Here is a 21,648-nt window from a genome sequence, read left to right on the forward strand (position 1 = left end):
ACCGTACTCACCGTCTGCTGCCGCATCGTAGAGGGTTCGAGCGCGTTCTCGCCCGGGGGGTGCGGGACACGGGGCAGGACGGTCCGACAGGGGAGACGACGAGGATGGCATCGCGCCGCGACGAGCTGAACGCCTACACCTTCGCCCGCAAGCGCACGGTCGCGGCCTTTCTGCTGCCCGGTGGCGGGGGGAGCGACGAGGACGCGCCGCGGCCGGTCAAGGCGGTGCTGCCGAGCGTCATAGTCGGCGCGCTGGTGGTCGGCGGCTTCGGCCTCTGGGGGGTGTTCAAGCCGAGCGCCCCGGTGGGCTGGGACGAGGGCAAGTTCATCGTCCAGGGCAAGCAGAGCACCACCCGCTACGTGGTGCTGACCGACCCGGACGGCAGGACCAAGCGGCTGCACCAGGTGCTGAACATGGCCTCGGCGCGGCTGGTGCTGCCGGTGGACTCCAAGGTCGTGGTGGTCGACGACGGCGTGCTGGACCGCTACCCCAACCACGGTCCGACGATCGGCATCCCCTACGCGCCGGACAAGCTGCCGAGCAAGGAGAACGCGAGCCGGCCGATGAAGTGGTCGGTCTGCGACCGCCCGGGCGACGAGCAGGGCAGCACCGTCGACCAGGCGGTGTTCGTGGCGGGCGGCGCGGACGCGGACGCGCTCGGCGCGAAGGACCGCAGGCTGGACGTCGGTCAGACGCTGCTGGTGCAGCAGGCGGACGACCCGCAGGTGGCCGCCTCCGGCCAGGGCGCGGGCCAGGGGAAGCAGCGGCTGTTCCTGGTGGACGACAAGGGCCGCAAGCACGCGATCGGCGGCCCGGAGGACTCGGACGCCACCCGGACCCAGCTGATGGGCGCGATCTTCGGGCCGACCGCCGTCCCGCAGAAGGTGAAGAAGGACTGGCTGGAGACCCTGGCGCCGGGCAGCGACATCGTCTTCCCGAGGATCGACGGGCTGGTCCCGGACACCAAGGCGGCCAACTCCTCGGTGCCGCTGCAGAACCCGGAGGACCGCAAGGTCGGCCGGCTGGTCAAGTTCGGCGACAAGTACTACGTGGTGGGCAAGGACCGGCTGCTGCTGATCACCCCGTTCCAGGCGGAACTCATCCGGCAGAACCCGCAGTTGCAGCCGCTGTACAACCAGGACGCCAACCGGACCCCGCGGGTCGACGAGCTGACCCCGGCCGAGCACGCCGTCGTCAACAGCAATGTGCCGCTGATGGCCGAGGGCGCCGCCGACTGGCCCGCCGGCACGGGCGCGCCGGCCAACAACTGGAAGGCGCCGAAGGACGCGCGCCCGGTGGTCTGCAGCACCTTCGAGGGGGTGGCGGAGGACGGCCGGACGCCGAAGCGCAGTGTCTGGGCCGGCCCCGACTACCCGGTGCGCTACAGCAACGGCGCGGCCACCGCGCATGTGACGCCGGGTCACGGTTTGTTCTACCGGGCGCTGGACAACGCGGCGGAGGGCTCCGGCACCGACTTCCTCATCACCGAGACCGGGCTGCGCTACGCGGTGCCGGCCAGCAGCGAGGGCGGCAAGGGCGGCCAGACCACCGCGCCGGCCACGCCGGGCCAGCCGGCCGGCCAGGGCGCCGCGTCGAAGGCGCCCGCCGCGCCGTCGGCGACGCCGTCCGGTCCGCCGCAGCCCGAGGAGGCGGGCGGCAACCAGGCCCGGCTCGGCTACCAGGGCCTGCAGCCGGCGCTGGTGCCGCAGCAGTGGTCGAACCTGGTGCCGGCCGGTCCGGCGCTCAACGCGAAGAGCGCGGCGCAGCAGCAGAACGCCTGACCGACGGGACGTCCGGGGAGCCTCTGTCCGCGTGGCGCAAAGGAATTGGCCACGATGTCATGGCTTGGTAACTGTCCGTCGCCCGGTGTTGGGTGAGCTGCGTGTGCCGACTACAGTGCTGCAGGACATCACACCGGTGATGCCCGGGGCCGGAAACGGACCCCGGCCACGAGGTCTGTCTCATGGGGGACGGTGGAGCATGGGTCAGTTCAAGACGACCGCTCAGGAGATGCTGGCGTTCGCCAAGCACATGGACGAGGTCATCGGCAAGATCAACACCGAGATCAACGGCCTCAACACCCTGGTGGGTTCGATCACCAGTGGCTGGCAGGGCCAGGCCGCGCAGGCGTACACCAGCCTCCAGGGTCAGTTCAACGGGGACGCCCAGGAGCTGAACAAGTCGCTGCGGGCCATCAAGGACGCGATCGAGCTCACGACCCAGAAGTACTCGCAGGCCGACGCCGACCAGCAGGCGATCTTCGGGTCCGCCGCCGCCGGCGCCTGATCCTGGCTCTGTCCGTTCACCCCGCGACGCGCACCCCGGGTGACGGGGTGCCTCGCAGCCTCGACTAGGAGACATCGTGGCCGAACACATTCTGGTCAACTTCGAGACCATCAAGAACGCCAGCTCGGAGGTCCGTCGGACCGCGCAGACCATCCAGCACCAGCTGGAGGAGCTGAAGGCCGGCGTCACCAAGATCGCCGCGAGCTGGGAGGGCGCCGCCCAGCAGGGTTACCAGGGCCACCAGGCCAAGTGGGACCAGCGCGCCGCCCACCTGCAGCAGGTGCTGGAGCAGATCGCCAAGTCGCTGGACAGCGCGGCCGAGAGCTACCGGAACACCGAGAACCGCAACGCCACTCTCTGGACCGGTTGACGGCTCACCGCCGGACCCGGCGTGCCGATGGGCGGGTGCCCCCCTCGCGGGCGCCCGCCTTTGGCGCGCGAGCGTGCAACCAGGTGGACGACATGAGGGGTGGCAGGGTGCCGGTGGTCAGGTACCGGACGGCGGCCGCGGCGGCGGCCGTACTCGCACTGCTCGGCGGCCCGTCGACGGTGCCGGCGGCAGCGGACGGACCGGGCATCTCGGCCGCGGGGGAGTGCGGCAAGAACGCCCAGGACGTGCAGGCCGTGCCGTGGTCGCTCCAGCGGATGGTGCTGGACGAGCTCTGGCAGGGCGGTGCGGTCACCGGCGCCGGGGTGCTGGTCGCGGTCATCGACACCGGGGTGGACGACCAGAACCCGCAGCTCGCCGGCAAGGTCCTGGACGGCGGCTCGCTGCTCAAGGACAAGGAGGGCAAGCAGGTCGAGGGCGGCGGCAGGGACGACCGGGTCGGCCACGGCACCAAGGTGGCCGGCATCATCGCGGCCGCCCGCAGCGAGCGGACCGGCTTCGTCGGCATCGCCCCGGGCGCCGCCATCCTGTCGATCCGGCAGAACGACGCCGAGGGCAACGGCGATGTGCACTCGCTGGTCGCGGCGATCAACTCGGCCGTCCAGCAGGGCGCCAAGGTCATCAACATCTCGCAGGACGTGCGCGGCGCGGGCGACACCCGGTTCGTCGGCTACGACGAGCTGAAGGCCGCGATCGACAACGCGGAGAGCCACGGCGTGGTGGTGGTGGCCTCCTCCGGCAACGACGGCAAGAAGGGCGACACCTATCCGGCGGCGTTCCGCACGGTGCTCGCCGTGGGCGCCTCCGACCGCAACAACGAGCGCACCTACTTCTCCCAGTACGGCGACTTCGTGGACGTCGCGGCCCCCGGGGTCGACATGCTCTCCACCGTCCCGCACGGCGGGCAGTGCGTGGACAACGGCACCAGCTTCGCCGCCCCGTACGTCTCCGGCCTGGCGGCGCTGCTGGTCGGCGCGCACAAGGACTGGAAGCCCAGCCAGGTGCGGGCCTGGATCGAGCAGACCGCGCAGCGCACCGACCACAAGGCGAACGAGTACATCGGCTGGGGCGTGGTCGACCCGGTGAAGGCGGTGACCACCGCGCCCGCCGCGCCGGCCGAGCGCCCGGTGGAGGACCCGCCGGTCGAGCTGGCCTCCGCCCCGATCTCGCCGCGCCCGCTCGGCCTCGGCGAGACCCAGGCCGACCGCGACGGCCGGACCGCGACCTACGTCCTGGGCATCGGCGCCCTGCTGGTCGCGCTGCTGATCGGCGGCGGCGTGGTGCTCCGGGACCACCGCCGCCAGTCCTAGCCGGCCGGCGTCCACGCGGACGCGGCAGTGCCCCGGGCCAGGGGGAGCCCGGGGCACTGCCGTGTGGGGGAGGGGTGGGGGTCCTGGGGATCAGGCCTGCTGGTCCTCGGGGAGGCTGATCACCCAGTGGGTGTCCTGGCGGGGGCGCAGGTAGAACAGCCAGTAGAGGGTGGCCACGGCGGTGATGCCGCCGGTCCACAGCAGCGGCACGGTGTCCAGCTGGGTGATGACGTAGCCGAGCACCACGATCAGCAGCACCGGGACGGCCGGCCACAGCGGCATCCGCCAGGCGGCGGCGTGCTTGTGGTGCTTGCGGCGGGAGAGCAGCGCGGCGACCGCGACCAGCAGGTACATCCCGGTGACGGCGACGCCGGTGATCTCGCTGAGCAGCTCGCCCTTGACGTAGCAGAGCGCGGCGCCCGGCAGGCCGACGGCCAGGGTGGCGATCCACGGGGAGCCGAACCGGCCCAGGGTGCCGAAGGCCTTGTTGACCGGGCCGGGCCAGGCCTTGTCGCGGGCCGAGGCGAACAGCACCCGGGAGTTCTGGATGACCATGACGATGCCGGCGTTGATGATGGCCAGCGCGACGCAGAGGCTGATGAAGGTGCCGACCGCGGAGTTGCTCCAGGCGGTGACCATGCCGGAGATGTCGCCGGAGCTCAGCGTCGCCAGGTCGGGGGCGCCCATGGTGATGGCGGCGACCGGGACCAGCAGGATCGCGGCGGAGATGCCCAGCGTCCACAGCACGGTGCGGGAGACGTTGCGGCGCGGGTTCTCCAGCTCCTCGGAGAGGTAGACGGCGGTGGAGAAGCCCTGGGTGATGAAGAGCGCGATGCCGAGGGCGCCGATGATGGCGCCGATGCTCACCGTGGTGGTGACGCCGTCCTCGCCGGTGACCACGCCGTGCAGCATGCTGGGCGCGCCGTTGTTGGCGTGGGCGAAGCCGAGCACCGACACGACGCCGGCCGCGATGACCTCCAGGACCAGGAAGATGCCGGTGATCCAGGCGTTGGCGCGCAGGTCCAGCAGGCCGGCCAGGGTGGCGGCGAGCATCACCGCGGCGCCGGCCAGCGGCTTGTCGACGTGCAGCACGGGGGCGAGGTAGTCGGCGGTGCCGAGGGCGATGACCGAGGGGACGATCATCACCACGATCAGCGAGAGCACGAAGACCAGCCAGCCGGCCAGCCGTCCGGCCAGGGTGCCGACCATCGCGTACTCGCCGCCGGCGCTGGGGATCAGGGTGCCGAGCTCGGAGTAGCAGAAGGCGACGGCGATGCAGAGGATCGAGCCGATCGCGATGGCCAGCGCGGTGGCGCTGCCGATGCTGGAGAACAGCTCCGGGACGATCACGAAGAGCGTGGAGGCCGGGGTGACGCAGGAGAGCGTGAGCAGCGTGCCGCCGACGACACCGATCGAGCGCTTGAGCGTCTTCTGCTGGGCGTCGGGCGCGCCTGCGACGGCCGTGGCGGGGGCCACGGGGGCGGGCGGGCGAAGCGTGTCGGTCATGAGGCATCCGATCGGCTCTGTGCTGGTCCTGGAGAGGGAGCGGTATCGCCTCCGCTGGCTGACTGGCTCGGTTTCTGGTCCTGTCGCTCCCGGGCCGCCATGGAACCTTGGCCGGATTGATCGAGTCAATCGCGGAAGGGCTTCGGAATCCGTTGTCAAGCACCGCATAGGCATGCGATCTGATGATCACTAACCGTCATCACTATGCATGTCCGACTTGTTACTTTCGCTGCACCGCGCTTGAATCCAAGGTGAACGCCGTGTTTCACGCATCCATTCAAAGGCTTCGCCCGGATGCGGGGGCAGGTCGACCGAACACCCCGGCACCGCCCGCCAAGCCGTGGGCCGGGTACGGGAACCGCAGCCCCGCGGCGGAAAGATCTAGGTAACGTTTCGGCACCTGGGACGCCGGAAGGGGCCGGATCCGAGGACCCGACCCCTTCGGTCACGCTCCGTGACGAGAGTCGGCCTACGGCGCCGGCAGCCAGCCCGTCTGCACCATCTGCCCGCTGGTCACCCGGCGCGAGACGTACACGCCCCGGCCCTGTGGCAGCGCCTGCGGCTTGACGTTGCCCAGCAGCGGGCCCTCGTCGCGGTTGCCGGAGAGCAGCACGCCCTGGCCGCCCAGCTCGCGCATCCGCTGCATGAACGGCTCGTACAGCGAGCGCCCGGCGCCGCCCGCGCTGCGCGCGACGATCACCCGCAGGCCGATGTCCCGCGCGAACGGCAGGAACTCCGCGAGCGCCGCCAGCGGATTGCCCGAGGAGGTCGCCACCAGCTCGTAGTCGTCGACCACCACGAACATGTCCTTGCCGCTGTACCAGCTGCGGTTGCGCAGCTGCTCGGCGGTCACGTCCGGCCCGGGCAGCCGGCGCGCGCAGGCCCCGCGCAGCATCTCGACCACGCTCGACATGGCCGGCTGCGCGGCGGCGTACTCCACCAGGTGCTCCGGCGGGACGACGCCGAGCAGCGCGCGCCGGTAGTCGCCGACCACGATGCCGGCCTGGTCCGGGGTGTACCGCTCGGTGATCTGCTTGACCAGCATCCGCAGCAGCGCGGACTTCCCGGACTCGGTGTCGCCGAAGACGATGAACAGCGGGTCGGTCTCGAAGTTCACGAAGGCCGGCGCCAGCTCCGCCTCGTCCACGCCGAACGCGACGCCCCGCTCCGGGTGCTCGAAGCCCTTCGGCAGCGCGTGCCCGTCCAGCACCGCCGGCAGCATCCGCACCTGCGGCGCGCGCGGGCCGGTCCACGCCCCGGCGACCGCCGAGACCAGCCCGGCCACGCCGTTCTGCAGGTCCTCCACCGAGCCGGAGCCGTCGAGGCGGGGCAGGCCGGTGAGGAAGTGCAGCCGGTCCGCGGTGACGCCGCGCCCCGGGACGGCCGGCACGTTCTGCGCCACCCGGCGGTCCACCTCGGACTCCATGGAGTCGCCGAGCTTCAGCTCGGTCCGGTTCTGCAGCAGGTCCTTGAGCGCCGGGCGGACCTCGGCGTACCGGGCCGCGGTGACGATCAGGTGCACGCCGTAGCCCAGGCCGCGCTGGGCGATGTCGCCGATCACCGGCTCCAGCGCCTCGAACTCCTGCTTGAAGGTGTTCCAGCCGTCGATCACCAGGAAGACGTCGCCGAACTGCTCCTCCGGCAGCGCGCCGGAGGCCCGGCGGGCCCGGTAGGTGCCGATCGAGTCGATCCCGGTGGAGCGGAACAGCTCCTCGCGCCGGTTCAGCACGCCGTGCACCTCGGAGACCATCCGGCGGACCTTCTCGGCGTCCAGCCGCCCGGCCACCCCGCCGACCTGCGGCAGGTCCTGCAGCGACTGGAAGCCGCCGCCGCCGAAGTCCAGCAGGTAGAACTGCACCTCCAGCGGGGTGTGGGTGAGCGCGAACGAGGCCACCGTGGTGCGGATCACCGTCGACTTTCCGGAGCGCGGCCCGCCGACCACCAGGCCGTGGCCGGCCGCCCCCGCGTAGTCGTGGTCGAGGATGTCGCGCTTCTGGTCGCGCGGCTTGTCGACGATGCCGACCGGCACCCGCAGCCGGCCCAGCGCCCCGTACTGCGGCGCGGTGAGCCCGCGCTCGGCGGTCGCCTGGAGCGGCGGCAGCAGCTGGTCCACGCTCGGCGGGGCGTCCAGCGGCGGCAGCCACACCTGGTGCGCGGCCGGGCCCTGGCCCGCCATCCGCTGCACGAACACGTCCAGCACGGTGTCCGCCAGCGCGTCGTCCGGCTCCTCGACGATCGGCTCGACCTCCTGCACCAGCGGCTCGGTCACCGGCACCTCGGCCGCGGTGAACCGCACCGGCCGCGCGGTCACCAGCCGGCCGCCGGTGGACCGCTGCTGCCCCGGCGCCCGGTACGGCCCGGAGACGTACGCCGCCTTGAACCGCTCCATCACGTCGGTGCCGAACTTCAGGTAGCCGACACCCGGCACCGGCGGCAGGTGGTAGGCGTCCGGGACGCCGATCGCCGCCCGCGACTCGGCCGCCGAGAAGGTGCGCAGGCCGATCCGGTAGGAGAGATAGGTGTCCAGACCGCGCAGCTTGCCCTCCTCCAGGCGCTGCGAGGCCAGCAGCAGATGCACCCCGAGGGACCGGCCGATCCGGCCGATCTGGATGAACATGTCGATGAAGTCGGGCTTGGCGGTGAGGAGTTCGGAGAACTCGTCGATGATCAGCACCAGCGAGGGCAGCGGGTCCAGCGCCGCGCCGGCCGCCCGGGCCCGCTCGTACTCGTGGATGTTCGCGTAGTTGCCGGCCCGGTGCAGCAGTTCCTGGCGCCGGTTGAGCTCGCCCTCGATGGCGTCCCGCATGCGGTCGACCAGGGTGAGCTGCCCCTCCAGGTTGGTGATCACCGCGGAGGTGTGCGGCATGTCCGCCATGCCCGCGAAGGTCGCGCCGCCCTTGAAGTCGGCGAGCACGAAGTTCAGCGTCTCCGAGGAGTGCGTCATCGCCAGGCCCAGCACCAGGGTGCGCAGCAGCTCGGACTTGCCGGAGCCGGTCGCGCCGACGCACAGGCCGTGCGGGCCCATGCCCTCCAGCGCGGCCTCCTTGATGTCCAGGTGGACGTGCTCGCCGCCGGCCCCGACGCCGATCGGCACCCGCAGCCGCTCGTGCTGCGCCCGCTGCCGCCAGCTGCGGGCCACGTCGAAGGAGCCCGGGTCGCCGGAGTTCATCAGGTCGGTGAAGTCCAGGTTGGACAGCAGCGGCTCGTCGTCACCGCCGGCCGACGCCCGGTACGGCGCCAACTGCCGGGCCAGCGCCTCGGACTGCCAGGCGGAGAGGGTGTCCGGGAGGCCGGCGTAGGTGGCGCCGGAGGCCGAGCGCAGCACCAGCTCGTCCGGCGAGACCGTGACGATCAGGTGCCCGGACGGCTCGTCCAGGTCGCCCGGGACCACCTCGACGATGGTCACCCCGTGCACGCCCTCGGCGCCGGCCAGCAGCGACTCGTGCGGCACCGAGGCGCCGTCCATCACGACGACGATGTGCGGCTGGTCGGGCGCCGGCGCGGCGTCCCGGACGAACCGCTGACGGCCGGCCAGTTCGTCCTGGAGCAGCAGCTCCAGCTCGCCGAGGCCGGTGGCGATCAGCCGGCGCGAACCCGCGCCGTCGCTCTCCTTGCGGTGCTGGTTGTGCGGGAGCCACTTGGTCCACTCCCACTCGTCCACCGCGCCGGGCGCGGCCGCCACCGTGATCAGCAGGTCGTCCGGCGAGTGCAGGGTGGTCAACTGGGCGATCATCGCCCGGACGTTGCCGTAGACGGTGTCCGGGTCCCCGCAGACCGTGATGTGGTAGAAGGCGCGCAGCGAGATCGCCAACGGCAGGTCCTGCAGGGTGCCGTGGGCCTTCAGGAAGGTCTGCATCGCGGCTGCCGACAGCGGCTCCAGCTCGTCCATCGGCGCGGTCTGCGGCGCGACCAGCGGGGTGGACAGCTGCACCGGTCCGCGGCCGACCCGGATCTGCGCGAAGTCGGCGTCCCCGGAGCGCCGTTCCCACAGCCGGCGGCCGTCCGCGACGATCGACCAGAGCTGGTCCGGCTCGGGGTTGAGGAACAGCTGCGCGCCGCGCTGGCGCTCGGCGGTCCGGCGTACCTGGCGGCGCATCTGCTGGAGGTACTTGAGGTAGTCGCGCCGCTCGTCGGCGGTGGCCGAGGAGCCGCCCTTGCGGGCCCGGACGATCTGCGCGAGGGCCATGCCGACCGTCGAGACGATCATCAGACCGCCCATGATCTTCATTGGGGCCTGGGCGCCCGGCGAGAAGAAGAACACCGCCGATCCACCCATGCCGAGCATCGGCAGGATGCTCATCACCCAGTCCTCGCCGCCCGACCGGGGCAGCTCGGGCGGGGCGACCAGCTCCACCGGCTCGTCCGGCACCGCGGGCGGATAGGCCCGGGGCGGCCGCTTGACGGTGATCACGCCCATGCGCGCCCCACTCCCCGACCACGAACGCTTCGCTCGATCACCACGGCATCAGCCCTCACGCCACTGGATACGTACGGGTGAGGGCGCCCCGTGTGACGCCGCCCCCGCTCCGCCGACCGCAGGCACCAGGGGAGGCGCGCGCCGCCCCCGCCGCCTTGCGCAGGGGGCCGATCCTACTGGGACCCCGGCCCGGCGGACCCGCCCGCCCTCCACGGGGCCGGACACGAACCGAGCGGGTAGGGTAACGCCGCGCCAACTCGTGGCCCCGCCGGGCCGGTTCCGCCCGGCCGGCGCCGGCGCGACAGCCAGCCCGACCAGCCGCCGGTACCGCGGCACCGTCACCAAGGGGGAGCGCCCAGTGCGTCGAGCGAACGAGGTGCGGGCATGACGACGCCCGCCACCACCGGCTTCTGCCGGGTCACCGTCGTCGCGCCGGACAGCCGGATCGACGTCGCCCTGCCCGAGGACGTCCCGCTCGCGGACGTCTACCCCGAGGTGCTGCGGCTCTCCGGCCAGACCCAGCCCGACGGCGTCCCCACCGGATTCCACCTGGTGCGCCGCGACGGCACCGTGCTCGACGGCGGCCGCTCGCTCGCCGCCCAGCAGGTGCGCGACGGCGACCTGCTCAGCCTGCGCCCGTTCGCCGAGTCGCTGCCGCCCGCGGTCTACGACGACGTCGCCGACGCGATCGCCACCGCCGGCGAGAGCGACCGCCGGTTCTGGAGCCCCGAGCTGATGCGCGCCTTCGGCCTCATCGGCACCGGCGTGCTGCTCACCCTGCTCGGCTTCGCGCTCTGGTTCTCCGACCTGCGCCACGACATGCACGGACTGCCGGGCGTGCTCTCCGGCGTCGTCGCCGTCGTGCTCACCGCCTTCGCCGGAGTGCGCGCCCGGGTCTACCGGGACGCCTGGGCCGGCCTCGCGCTCGGCCTCGGCGCCCTGCCGCACGCCCTGATCGCCGGCAGCGGCGTGCTCGCCCCCACCGGCGGCCCGCTGGACGGCCCCGGTCGGCTGCAGTTCCTCACCGGCTGCGTCGCCGTGCTGGTGGTCGCCGTCCTGCTGGTCGGCCTGCTGCCGGAGCGGGACTCGCTGTTCGTCGCCGCCGCCTTCCTGGCCGCGGCCGGCGCGCTCGCCACCTTCGCCGCCGTCCTGCTGCCCGGCACCCCGGCCAACCACATCGCCGCCGTCACCGGTGTCGCCGCCGTCGCCGCGATCGGCTTCCTGCCCGGCCTGTCCGCCCGCTTCGCCCGGCTGCCCGTCGGCTACAGCGCCCCCGGCCAGACCCGCGCCCGCGGCCGCGACCACGACGAGGAGGCCGCCCGCGCCGAACTCGTCCAGTACGAGCGGATCGCCCACCAGGCCCGCCGCGGCCACGAGGTGCTGGTCGGTCTGGTCGGCGGCTGCGCCGCGGTGATCGTCGGCGCCTGCGCGGTGCTCGGCTTCACCGACGAGACCTACCCGGAGCTGCTCGCCCTCCTGCTCGGCCTGGCCGCCATGCTGCGCGCCCGGCTGTTCCGCTACAGCGCGCAGGTCTTCAGCCTCACCATCGCCGGCCTGCTCGGCCTGTCGCTGCTGATCGTCGGCCTCTCCCTGCGCACCCCGCAGTTCGTGCTCCGGGCCGGCATCGGCTCCACCGGCGCCGACCTGCGCACCATCTGGCTGGCCGCCTCGATCGCCTTCGGCGCCGCCGTGCTCACCGCGATCGCCCTGGTGGTGCCCCGGCTCGGCGTCTCCCCGTTCTGGGGGCGCATCCTGGACCTGGTCGACAGCCTGACCCTGATGGCGCTGGTCCCGCTGGTGCTGGCCGTCCTCGACGTCTACCGACTGGTCCGCGGCGCCACCGGCTGACCCGCCCGCCGGGGCCGCCGACCACCCGTGCCGGCGGCACTGGTACGCTTGGCCTCCGAGCGCAGCCGTGTGTCCGCCCCTGGGTGGGGTGACGACCGGCGGCCGCGCCCGTCACGACACCGAGTTCTCCCAGAGTCCTGTGCCGTAGACCAGGACCGCTCGGTATCACCTCGTAAGGAGTTGCAGTGGCTCTCGCCTCTGACGTCAAGAAGCAGATCATCGCCGAGTTCGGCCAGAAGGAGGGCGACACCGGCTCCCCCGAGGTCCAGGTGGCCATGCTCTCCCGCCGCATCTCGGACCTGACCGAGCACCTCAAGGCCCACAAGCACGACCACCACTCGCGCCGCGGCCTGCTGATCCTGGTCGGCCAGCGCCGCCGCCTGCTGCAGTACCTGGCCAAGAAGGACATCGAGCGCTTCCGTACGCTCGTCGACCGCCTGGGCATCCGCCGCGGTGCCGCCGGCGGCGCCCGCTGAGAACGCCGCTCGGGGCGGCTCCCCACACCGGGGAGCCGCCCCTCGCGCGTATGCCGCGGCCGAATGACCGGGGCGCCCACCGGGGCGTCCGAAGGCAACGACCGGGCATAACAACTCGCGCGCACCTCCCCAGGTGGCCGAGGATTGCACCGTAGGGTTGTGGGCATGCCGGGTGATGGCGCCGCAAGCGCGCCACTCAGGCAGCAGGACCCAACCCCCCGCGGGACGAAGGCTTCAAACGGAAGCCGCCCGCATCCGAGAGAGCGTCCAGACGCGGACCGCCCCGTCCGGACCCGGCCGGCCGAGAGGCGCCGGTCCTCGGTAGTGGCCGCCGGAGGCCCCGCCCATCGAAGCGGGGCGCACCGGAGGCTTCGATCGAAGACCGGCCCGACCGTTCAGGGTCGTACACGCAGGCGATGCGCGGGGACGCTCTCCCGGAGACGTACGAAAGAGGAGATCTTCCAGGTGGAAGAGAACGTGTTCTACGCCGAGGCCGTGATCGACAACGGTTCCTTCGGCACCCGTACCATCCGCTTCGAGACCGGCCGCCTGGCCCGTCAGGCCGCCGGCTCCGCCGTCGCCTACCTGGACGACGACACCATGGTGCTGTCGGCCACCAGCGCGTCCAAGCAGCCGAAGGAGCACTTCGACTTCTTCCCGCTGACCGTGGACGTCGAGGAGCGGATGTACGCCGCCGGCCGCATCCCCGGCTCGTTCTTCCGTCGTGAGGGCCGGCCCTCCGAGGACGCGATCCTCACCTGCCGCCTGATCGACCGCCCGCTGCGCCCGTCCTTCGTCAAGGGCCTGCGCAACGAGGTCCAGGTCGTCGTCACCGTGATGGCGCTCAACCCGGACCACCTGTACGACGTGGTGGCCATCAACGCCGCCTCCGCCTCCACCCAGCTGGCCGGCCTGCCGTTCTCCGGCCCGATCGGCGGCGTGCGCGTCGCGCTGATCAACGGCCAGTGGGTCGCCTTCCCGACCCACAGCGAGCTGGAGTCGGCCGTCTTCGACATGGTCGTGGCCGGCCGCGTCCTGCCGGACGGCGATGTCGCGATCATGATGGTCGAGGCCGAGGCCACCGACAAGACCATCAAGCTGGTCGAGGGCGGCGCCGACGCGCCGACCGAGGAGGTCGTCGCGGCCGGCCTCGAGGCCGCCAAGCCGTTCATCAAGGTGCTGTGCGCCGCGCAGTCGCAGCTGGCCGCCCAGGCCGCCAAGCCCACCGGTGAGTTCCCGGTCTTCCTGGACTACCAGGACGACGTGCTCGCCGCGCTGAGCGCCGCCGTCAAGGACGAGCTGGCCCAGGCCCTCACCATCCCGGGCAAGCAGGAGCGCAACAACGAGCTGGACCGCGTCAAGGCGCTGGCCGCCGAGAAGCTGCTGCCCGAGTTCGAGGGCCGCGAGAAGGAGATCAGCGCCGCCTACAACGCGCTGACCAAGAAGATCGTCCGCGAGCGCGTCATCAAGGACAAGGTCCGCATCGACGGCCGCGGCGTCACCGACATCCGCACCCTGGCCGCCGAGGTCGAGGCCATCCCGCGGGTGCACGGCTCGGCCCTGTTCGAGCGCGGCGAGACCCAGATCCTGGGTGTCACCACGCTGAACATGCTCCGCATGGAGCAGCAGCTGGACACGCTCTCCCCGGAGACCCGCCGCCGCTACATGCACAACTACAACTTCCCGCCGTACTCGGTCGGCGAGACCGGCCGCGTCGGTTCGCCGAAGCGCCGCGAGATCGGCCACGGCGCGCTGGCCGAGCGGGCCATCCTCCCGGTCCTGCCGACCCGCGAGGAGTTCCCGTACGCCATCCGCCAGGTCTCCGAGGCGCTGGGCTCCAACGGCTCCACCTCGATGGGCTCGGTCTGCGCCTCCACCATGTCGCTGCTGAACGCCGGTGTGCCGCTGAAGGCCGCCGTCGCCGGCATCGCCATGGGCCTGATCTCCCAGGAGATCGACGGTGAGACCCACTTCGTGACCCTCACCGACATCCTCGGCGCCGAGGACGCGTACGGCGACATGGACTTCAAGGTCGCCGGTACCCGCAACTTCATCACCGCCCTGCAGCTGGACACCAAGCTCAACGGCATCCCGGCGTCGGTGCTCGCCGCCGCGCTGAAGCAGGCCCGCGACGCCCGCCTGCACATCCTCGACGTGATGAACGAGGCCATCGACTCCCCGGACGAGATGTCCCCGAACGCGCCGCGCATCATCACCATCAAGATCCCGGTGGACAAGATCGGCGAGGTCATCGGCCCCAAGGGCAAGATGATCAACCAGATCCAGGAGGACACCGGCGCCGAGATCACGATCGAGGACGACGGCACCATCTACATCGGTGCCGCCGACGGCCCGGCCGCCGAGGCCGCCCGCACCACGATCAACCAGATCGCCAACCCGACCATGCCGGAGGTCGGCGAGCGCTACCTGGGCACCGTGGTCAAGACCACGACCTTCGGCGCCTTCGTCTCGCTCATGCCGGGCAAGGACGGTCTGCTGCACATCTCGCAGATCCGCAAGCTGGCCGGTGGAAAGCGCGTGGAGAACGTCGAGGACGTCCTCGGCGTCGGCGCCAAGGTGCAGGTCGAGATCGCCGAGATCGACCCGCGCGGCAAGCTCTCGCTGATCCCGGTCATCGAGGGCGAGGAGAACGCCGAGGCCGCTTCCGAGTGAAGCGCCGCTAGCTGAACCCCGCGGCCCGCACGCCCCCAGCGGCGTGCGGGCCGCACCCTGTTGTCCCCACCGCTTCTCGACGGACCGCTTCATCTACGGAGGTACCCCCGTGGCCCAGGCCTCGGCGGCGACGCAGCGCCCCGGCACGACCCGGACCCTGCTGAAGGGCGCGGACGGCGCCGGAACCGTGCGCCGCACCGTCCTCCCCGGCGGCCTGCGCGTCGTCACCGAGACCCTGCCGACGGTGCGCTCCGCGACCTTCGGCATCTGGGTCGGCGTCGGCTCGCGGGACGAGACCCCGCAGCTCAACGGTGCCACCCACTACCTGGAGCACCTGCTCTTCAAGGGCACCGAGCGGCGCAGCGCGCTGGACATCTCGGCCGCCCTGGACGCGGTCGGCGGCGAGATGAACGCCTTCACCGCCAAGGAGAACACCTGCTACTACGCGCGGGTGCTCGACACCGATCTGCCGCTGGCCATCGACGTGGTCTGCGACATGCTCACCGGCTCGCTGATCCGCCCCGAGGACGTCGAGGCCGAGCGCGGCGTCATCCTGGAGGAGATGGCGATGGCCGAGGACGACCCGGGTGACGTCGTCCACGACCTCTTCGCCAAGGTGATCTTCGGTACCGGCCCGCTCGGCCGGCCGATCCTCGGCACCCAGGAGACCGTCCGGGCGCTCACCCGCGACCAGATCGCGAACTTCTTCCACCGCCGCTACAAGCCCGAGCACCTGGTCGTCGCCGCGGCCGGCAACCTGGACCACCGCAAGGTCGTCCGGCAGGTCGAGAAGGCCTTCGCGCCGCTGCTCGCCAAGTCCGAGGCCGCCCCCGCCGAGGCCCGGCGCGGCGTGAAGGCGCTGCGCACCGCGGGCAGGGTCGAGGTGCTCAACCGCGCCACCGAGCAGGCCCACCTGGTGCTGGGCGTGCCCGGCGTGCCCCGGCACGACGAGCGCCGCTGGGCGATGGGCGTGCTCAACGCGGCCCTCGGCGGCGGCATGAGCTCGCGGCTGTTCCAGGAGGTCCGGGAGAAGCGCGGCCTGGCGTACTCGGTGTACTCGTACTCCTCCTCCTACGCGGACAGCGGCCTGTTCGGCATCTACGCCGGCTGCCAGCCCAAGCGGGTCGAGGAGGTGCTGCGGATCTGCCGCGAGGAGCTCGCCAAGGTGGTCGCCGACGGCATCACCGAGGAGGAGCTGCGGCGCGCGATCGGCCAGATCTCCGGTTCCACCGTGCTCGGCATGGAGGACACCGGCTCGCTGATGAACCGCATCGGCAAGGCCGAGCTGAGCTACGGCCACCACCTGTCGGTCGACGACATGCTGGCGAAGATAGCGGCGGTGACCCTGGACGACGTCCACGAGGTGGCCCGTGATGTGCTGGGTGCGTACCGGCCGTCGCTGGCGCTGATCGGCCCGATCAACGACAAGCGGGCCGCCAAGCTCGCCGACCTGCTGGCCTGAAGGGACTTCTCACCATGACGCTGCGTGTCGCCGTGATCGGCGCCCGGGGCCGGATCGGCTCCGAGGCCGTCAAGGCCGTCGAGGCCGCCCCGGACCTGGAGCTGGTCGCCGCCCTGGGCCGGGAGTCGAAGCTCTCCGAGCTGACCGACGCCGGGGTCCAGGCCGTCGTCGAGCTGACCCACCCCGACTCGGTGATGGGCAACCTCGACTACTGCCTGCACCACGGCATCCACGTGGTCACCGGCACCACCGGCTGGACCGACGAGCGGCTGGCCACCGTGCGCGGCTGGCTCGACGAGGCACCGGAGCTCGGCCTGCTGATCGCCCCGAACTTCTCGATCGGCGCGATCCTCGGCATGAAGTTCTCGCAGATCGCCGCCAGGTACTTCGAGTCGGTCGAGGTCGTCGAACTGCACCACGACCACAAGGCGGACGCCCCCAGCGGCACCGCCACCCGCACCGCCCAGCTGATCGCCGCCGCCCGCGCGGAGGCCGGCCGCCCGCCGCAGCAGGACCCGACCACCCACAGCCTGCCCGGCGCCCGCGGCGCCGACGTCGACGGGGTGCCGGTGCACGCGGTGCGGCTGCGCGGCCTGCTCGCCCATCAGCAGGTGATGTTCGGCGACACCGGCGAGACCCTCACCATCCGGCACGACTCGCTGCACCACAGCAGCTTCATGCCGGGCATCCTGCTCGGGGTGCGCAAGGTCGTGGAGACGCCGGGGCTCACCCTGGGCCTCGAGCACTTCCTGGACCTGTGAGCCCGGCATGACCTCCCGTACCGGCTTCTTCGTCCTCTCCGGCGTCCTCGCCCTGGTCGCGCTGCTCTGCGTGGGCGAGGGCGTCCAGCTGATCGCCACCGGCAAGCCGCTCGGCATCGGGCTGGGCCTGTGCGCCTTCGTCATCCCGGTCATCGGCCTCTGGTTCCTGCGCCAGACGGTCCGCTTCGGCCGGGACAGCGAGCGGCTCGCCCGCGAGCTGGAGGCCGAGGGCGGCCTGCCGGTCGACGAGCTGAAGCGCACCGACGGCGGGCGGATCGACCGCGCCTCGGCCGACGCGGTGTTCGCCCGCCGCAAGACCGAGGCCGAGGCCGCCCCCGGCGACTGGCGGGTCTTCTTCCGCCTGGCGGTCGCGTACGCCGACGCAGGCGACGTGCCGCGCGCCCGCAAGACCATGCAGCACGCGATCCGGCTGCACCGCACCACCAGCACCACTGGCACCACCATCAACAAGCCTGCGAGGAGTAGCGCGTGAGCGACGACACGACGGCCCCCCAGTTCCGCGGCGACGTCACCGTGGACCTGGTCCGCAGCGCCGCCGACGACTCGGACGTCATCTGGGCGGCCCGGGTCTCGACGGCGGGGGAGCAGTCCCTGGAGGCGCTCCAGCAGGACCCGGAGAAGTCCAAGGGCCTGATCAACTTCCTGATGCGCGACCGGCACGGCACGCCGTTCGAGCACAACTCGATGACCTTCTTCATCAGCGCGCCGATCTTCGTCTTCCGCGAGTTCCACCGCCACCGCAGCGGCTGGTCCTACAACGAGGAGTCCGGCCGCTACCGCGAGCTGCAGCCGGTCTTCTACGTGCCGAACGAGGAGCGCAGGCTGGTCCAGCAGGGCCGCCCCGGCCGCTACGAGTTCGTCGAGGGCACCCCCGAGCAGCACACGACCGTCACCGCCTCGATGGAGGCCGCCTACCGCGAGGCGTACGGCCGCTACCAGGAGATGCTGGAGGCCGGCGTGGCCCGCGAGGTCGCCCGCGCGGTGCTGCCGGTCGGGCTCTACTCGTCGATGTACGCGACCTGCAACGCCCGTTCGCTGATGCACTTCCTGTCGCTGCGCACCAAGCGGGAGAACTCGGCGGTGCCGTCGTTCCCGCAGCGCGAGATCGAGATGGTCGCCGAGCGCATGGAGGAGCAGTGGGCCGAGCTCATGCCGCTCACCCATGCGGCCTTCGAGAAGCACGGTCGGGTCGCCCCCTGAGCTGCGGCGACGGGCATCCGGGGAGAGTGTCTGGCATGTCTGGATTGCGGCATTTCTGACCGCTCCCTACGCTCGTGAACACGGATTCCGGTGCTGCTTGAACCCCCGAGCACGCAGCACCGGAATCCCACGTCCCCGCTGCTGGAACCGCCTCCGCCGGGGCGGTGCACGACCGGTTCGCGGCCGGGCCCACCGGCGGCCCGTCATCGCGGCCGTCCGAGCCGTGGACCGGCCTGGGTGTCGCCCCACCGCCTACGAGTAGTTTTGGACGCATGGCTCCGACCTCCACTCCCCAGACGCCCTTCGGGCGGGTCCTGACCGCGATGGTGACACCGTTCACCGCCGACGGCGGCCTCGACCTCGACGGCGCCCAGCGCCTCGCCGCGCACCTCGTCGACTCCGGCAACGACGGCATCGTCGTCAACGGCACCACCGGGGAGTCCCCGACCACCAGCGACGCCGAGAAGGCCCAGCTCGTGCGCGCCGTGGTGGAGGCGGTCGGGGACCGGGCCCGGGTGGTGGCCGGGGTCGGCACCAACGACACCCGGCACAGCGGCGAACTGGCCCGCCAGGCCGAGGCGGCCGGCGCGCACGGCCTGCTGGTGGTCACGCCGTACTACAGCAAGCCTCCGCAGGAGGGTCTGTACCGGCACACCGTGGAGGTCGCCGACGCCACCGGGCTGCCGGTCATGCTGTACGACATCCCCGGCCGCAGCGGCGTCGCGCTGAGCCAGGAGACGCTGGTGCGGCTGGGCGAGCACCCGCGGATCGTCGCCAACAAGGACGCCAAGGGCGACCTCGGCGCCGCCGCCTGGGCGATCGCCCGCTCGGACCTCGCCTGGTACTCCGGCGACGACATCCTCAACCTGCCGCTGCTGTCGGTCGGAGCCGTCGGTGTCGTCAGCGTGGTCGGTCATGTGGTCGCCGGCGAGCTGCGGAGCATGATCGAGGCCTACCTGGCCGGTGATGTGGCCAAGGCCACGGCCGTCCACCAGCGCCTGCTGCCGGTCTTCACCGGTATGTTCCGCACCCAGGGCGTCATCCTGACCAAGGCCGCGCTGGAGCTCCAGGGCCTGCCCGCCGGCCCGCTGCGACTGCCCCTGATCGGCGCGACTCCCGAGGAGATCGCGCAACTGAAGAAGGATCTCGCCGACGGCGGGGTAGACCTGTAACAGACACAGACGTGCGCGCCCCGGCTCGCCGGCCCCTCACGGGGCCGCCGCTGGACCGGACCGAAGGCGCGAGAGCACAGACCTGGTAGGAAAACGACACTGAGAACGCACGCCATATGTCTCGCGGGGGAGGACCCCGGACATATGGCGTGCGTCGTGAGGAGAGTCTTTTGAGCCACCCGCATCCCGAACTCGGCGCGCCGCCTGCCCTGAAGGCGGGCGCCCTGCGCATCACCCCGCTCGGCGGTCTCGGCGAGATCGGCCGCAACATGACGGTCTTCGAATACGGGGACCGCATTCTCATCGTCGACTGCGGCGTCCTCTTCCCCGAGGACGAGCAGCCCGGCGTCGACCTGATCCTCCCGGACTTCAGTTACATCCGGGACCGCCTCGACAAGATCGACGGCATCGTCCTCACGCATGGCCACGAGGACCACATCGGCGCCGTCCCGTTCCTGCTCCGGGAGAACCCGGACATCCCGCTGATCGGGTCGAAGCTCACCCTCGCGCTGATCGAGGCCAAGCTCGCCGAGCACCGCATCCGCCCGTACGTGCTGGAGGTCGCCGAGGGCGACCGCGAGCGGATCGGCCCCTTCGACTGCCAGTTCATCGCGGTCAACCACTCCATCCCGGACGCGCTGGCCGTCGCCGTGCGCACCCCCGCCGGCATGGTCGTCGCCACCGGCGACTTCAAGATGGACCAGTTGCCGCTCGACGGCCGCCTCACCGACCTGCCGACCTTCGCCAAGCTGGCGGAGGAGGGCATGGACCTGCTGCTGGTGGACTCCACCAACGCCGAGGTCCCCGGTTTCATCCCGCACGAGCGGGACATCTCGGCCGCGCTGCGAAACGTTTTCGCGAACGCCGAGAAGCGCATCATCGTCGCCTCCTTCGCCAGCCACGTGCACCGCATCCAGCAGGTGCTGGACGCCGCGCACGAGTACAAGCGCAAGGTCGCCTTCGTCGGCCGTTCGATGGTCCGCAACATGGGCATCGCCCGCGACCTCGGCTACCTGAAGGTCCCCGGCAACATGGTCGTCGACGTCAAGCAGCTGGACGACCTGCCGGACAAGGAGGTCGTGCTGATCTGTACCGGCTCGCAGGGCGAGCCGATGGCCGCGCTGTCCCGGATGGCCAACCGCGACCACCAGATCCGCATCGTCGAGGGCGACACCGTCGTCCTGGCGTCCTCGCTCATCCCGGGCAACGAGAACGCGGTCTACCGGGTCATCAACGGCCTGACCCGCTGGGGCGCCAAGGTCGTGCACAAGGGCAATGCCAAGGTGCACGTCTCCGGCCACGCCTCGGCCGGCGAGCTGCTGTACTTCTTCAACATCTGCAAGCCGCGCAACCTCATGCCGGTGCACGGCGAGTGGCGCCACCTGCGGGCCGCGGCCGACCTCGGCATCGCGACCGGCGTCCCGCGCAACCGGGTGGTCATCGCGGAGGACGGCGTCTGCGTCGACCTGGAGGGCGGCGTCGCCCGCATCGTCGGCAAGGTGCAGGCCGGCTACGTCTACGTCGACGGCTCCTCGGTCGGCGACATCACCGAGGCCTCGCTCAAGGACCGCAGGATCCTCGGCGAGGAGGGCTTCATCTCCTGCTTCGTGGTGGTCGACTCCACCAACGGCAAGATCGTCGGCGGCCCGAGCATCCAGGCCCGCGGCTCCGGCATCGACGACGCCGCGTTCGTCCCGGTCGCGGCCAGGCTGCAGGAGGCGCTCGACCGCTCGGCGAGCGACGGCGTCCTGGAGATCCGCCAGGTGCAGCAGCTCGTCCGCCGGACCATCGGCAAGTGGGTGGCGGACAACTACCGCCGCCGCCCGATGATCCTGCCGGTCGTCGTCGAGGTCTGAGCCTCCCCGGCGTGATTTGACGTGGGGCAGCCCGGTGCGTAACGTTCTCCGGGTTGCCCCACGGGACGGCCCCCAGTCGAAGTTCTCGAACGAAATTCGAGAACGGAGCGGGAAAACGGCCCGAGAAACTCTGATAGAGTTCGGGAGCGCCGAAAGGCCGAAGCAAATCGGATGAAAGAAACTCCGGAAAACGGAGCGGAAAACATCTGATAAGCTGGAAACACGAAAGAACGAAGCGCCCGGAGGGCCGGTGTGAAAGCCGCCTGATGGAA

The 21,648-nt window shown here is 71.6% G+C and carries 15 protein-coding genes; 13 read left to right on the plus strand and 2 right to left on the minus strand.

Annotated elements, in window-relative coordinates; genetic code table 11:
- Window positions 1–104 precede the first annotated feature (104 nt).
- The 4 genes from ABTX81_RS35595 to mycP all read left to right on the plus strand — a co-directional run bounded on the left by ABTX81_RS35595 (window position 105) and on the right by mycP (window position 3,984).
- The gene (locus tag ABTX81_RS35595; protein ID WP_350554319.1) at window positions 105–1,781 is read left to right on the plus strand and encodes a type VII secretion protein EccB; all 1,677 of its coding nucleotides are present in this window, start codon (window positions 105–107) and stop codon (window positions 1,779–1,781) included.
- A gap of 199 nt (window positions 1,782–1,980) precedes the next feature.
- Window positions 1,981–2,286: a WXG100 family type VII secretion target gene (locus ABTX81_RS35600; RefSeq protein WP_350554321.1), complete on the plus strand. Its 306-nt coding sequence runs from the start codon at window positions 1,981–1,983 to the stop codon at window positions 2,284–2,286.
- Between the two features lie 76 nt (window positions 2,287–2,362).
- Complete coding sequence (locus ABTX81_RS35605; RefSeq protein ID WP_350554323.1) at window positions 2,363–2,656, plus strand: WXG100 family type VII secretion target; 294 nt, start codon at window positions 2,363–2,365, stop codon at window positions 2,654–2,656.
- Between the two features lie 92 nt (window positions 2,657–2,748).
- Window positions 2,749–3,984 carry a type VII secretion-associated serine protease mycosin gene (gene mycP, locus ABTX81_RS35610; RefSeq protein ID WP_350554325.1) on the plus strand — a complete coding sequence of 412 codons (1,236 nt, stop codon included), beginning with the start codon at window positions 2,749–2,751 and terminating at the stop codon, window positions 3,982–3,984.
- 90 nt (window positions 3,985–4,074) lie between these two features.
- On the opposite strand, the gene ABTX81_RS35615 is transcribed toward mycP, so the two are convergent.
- Together ABTX81_RS35615 and eccCa are read right to left on the minus strand one after the other, a co-directional pair.
- On the minus strand, window positions 4,075–5,490 hold the full coding sequence (locus ABTX81_RS35615; protein ID WP_350554327.1) for an APC family permease: 1,416 nt from the start codon (window positions 5,488–5,490) through the stop codon (window positions 4,075–4,077).
- A 469-nt stretch (window positions 5,491–5,959) separates the two neighbouring features.
- Window positions 5,960–9,907 (minus strand): type VII secretion protein EccCa, encoded by a 3,948-nt coding sequence (eccCa, locus tag ABTX81_RS35620; protein ID WP_350554329.1) that lies wholly within the window; start codon window positions 9,905–9,907, stop codon window positions 5,960–5,962.
- A gap of 384 nt (window positions 9,908–10,291) precedes the next feature.
- On the opposite strand from eccCa, the gene eccD reads away from it, so the two are divergent.
- The 9 genes from eccD (at window position 10,292) to ABTX81_RS35665 (ending at window position 21,376) form a co-directional block, all read left to right on the plus strand.
- The gene (gene eccD, locus ABTX81_RS35625; RefSeq protein ID WP_350554331.1) at window positions 10,292–11,755 is read left to right on the plus strand and encodes a type VII secretion integral membrane protein EccD; all 1,464 of its coding nucleotides are present in this window, start codon (window positions 10,292–10,294) and stop codon (window positions 11,753–11,755) included.
- A 185-nt stretch (window positions 11,756–11,940) separates the two neighbouring features.
- The gene (gene rpsO, locus ABTX81_RS35630; RefSeq protein ID WP_148645116.1) at window positions 11,941–12,231 is read left to right on the plus strand and encodes a 30S ribosomal protein S15; all 291 of its coding nucleotides are present in this window, start codon (window positions 11,941–11,943) and stop codon (window positions 12,229–12,231) included.
- A 465-nt stretch (window positions 12,232–12,696) separates the two neighbouring features.
- Entirely contained in the window at window positions 12,697–14,904 is a 2,208-nt protein-coding gene (locus tag ABTX81_RS35635; protein WP_350554333.1) for a polyribonucleotide nucleotidyltransferase, read from the plus strand.
- A 109-nt stretch (window positions 14,905–15,013) separates the two neighbouring features.
- Window positions 15,014–16,366, plus strand: coding sequence for a M16 family metallopeptidase (locus ABTX81_RS35640; protein WP_350554335.1), 1,353 nt, complete (start codon window positions 15,014–15,016; stop codon window positions 16,364–16,366).
- Window positions 16,367–16,380: 14 nt separating this feature from the next.
- Window positions 16,381–17,127: a 4-hydroxy-tetrahydrodipicolinate reductase gene (gene dapB, locus ABTX81_RS35645; RefSeq protein WP_350554337.1), complete on the plus strand. Its 747-nt coding sequence runs from the start codon at window positions 16,381–16,383 to the stop codon at window positions 17,125–17,127.
- A 7-nt stretch (window positions 17,128–17,134) separates the two neighbouring features.
- Complete coding sequence (locus tag ABTX81_RS35650; protein WP_350554339.1) at window positions 17,135–17,620, plus strand: hypothetical protein; 486 nt, start codon at window positions 17,135–17,137, stop codon at window positions 17,618–17,620.
- The gene (thyX, locus tag ABTX81_RS35655) at window positions 17,617–18,348 is read left to right on the plus strand and encodes an FAD-dependent thymidylate synthase (protein ID WP_350554341.1); all 732 of its coding nucleotides are present in this window, start codon (window positions 17,617–17,619) and stop codon (window positions 18,346–18,348) included. The genes ABTX81_RS35650 and thyX overlap by 4 nt, the downstream gene beginning before the upstream one ends.
- Window positions 18,349–18,620: 272 nt before the next feature.
- On the plus strand, window positions 18,621–19,520 hold the full coding sequence (gene dapA, locus ABTX81_RS35660; protein WP_350554343.1) for a 4-hydroxy-tetrahydrodipicolinate synthase: 900 nt from the start codon (window positions 18,621–18,623) through the stop codon (window positions 19,518–19,520).
- A gap of 170 nt (window positions 19,521–19,690) precedes the next feature.
- Window positions 19,691–21,376, plus strand: coding sequence for a ribonuclease J (locus ABTX81_RS35665; RefSeq protein WP_350554345.1), 1,686 nt, complete (start codon window positions 19,691–19,693; stop codon window positions 21,374–21,376).
- Window positions 21,377–21,648: the final 272 nt, after the last annotated feature.

This window comes from Kitasatospora sp. NPDC097605 (assembly GCF_040302725.1).
Lineage (GTDB): Bacteria > Actinomycetota > Actinomycetes > Streptomycetales > Streptomycetaceae > Kitasatospora.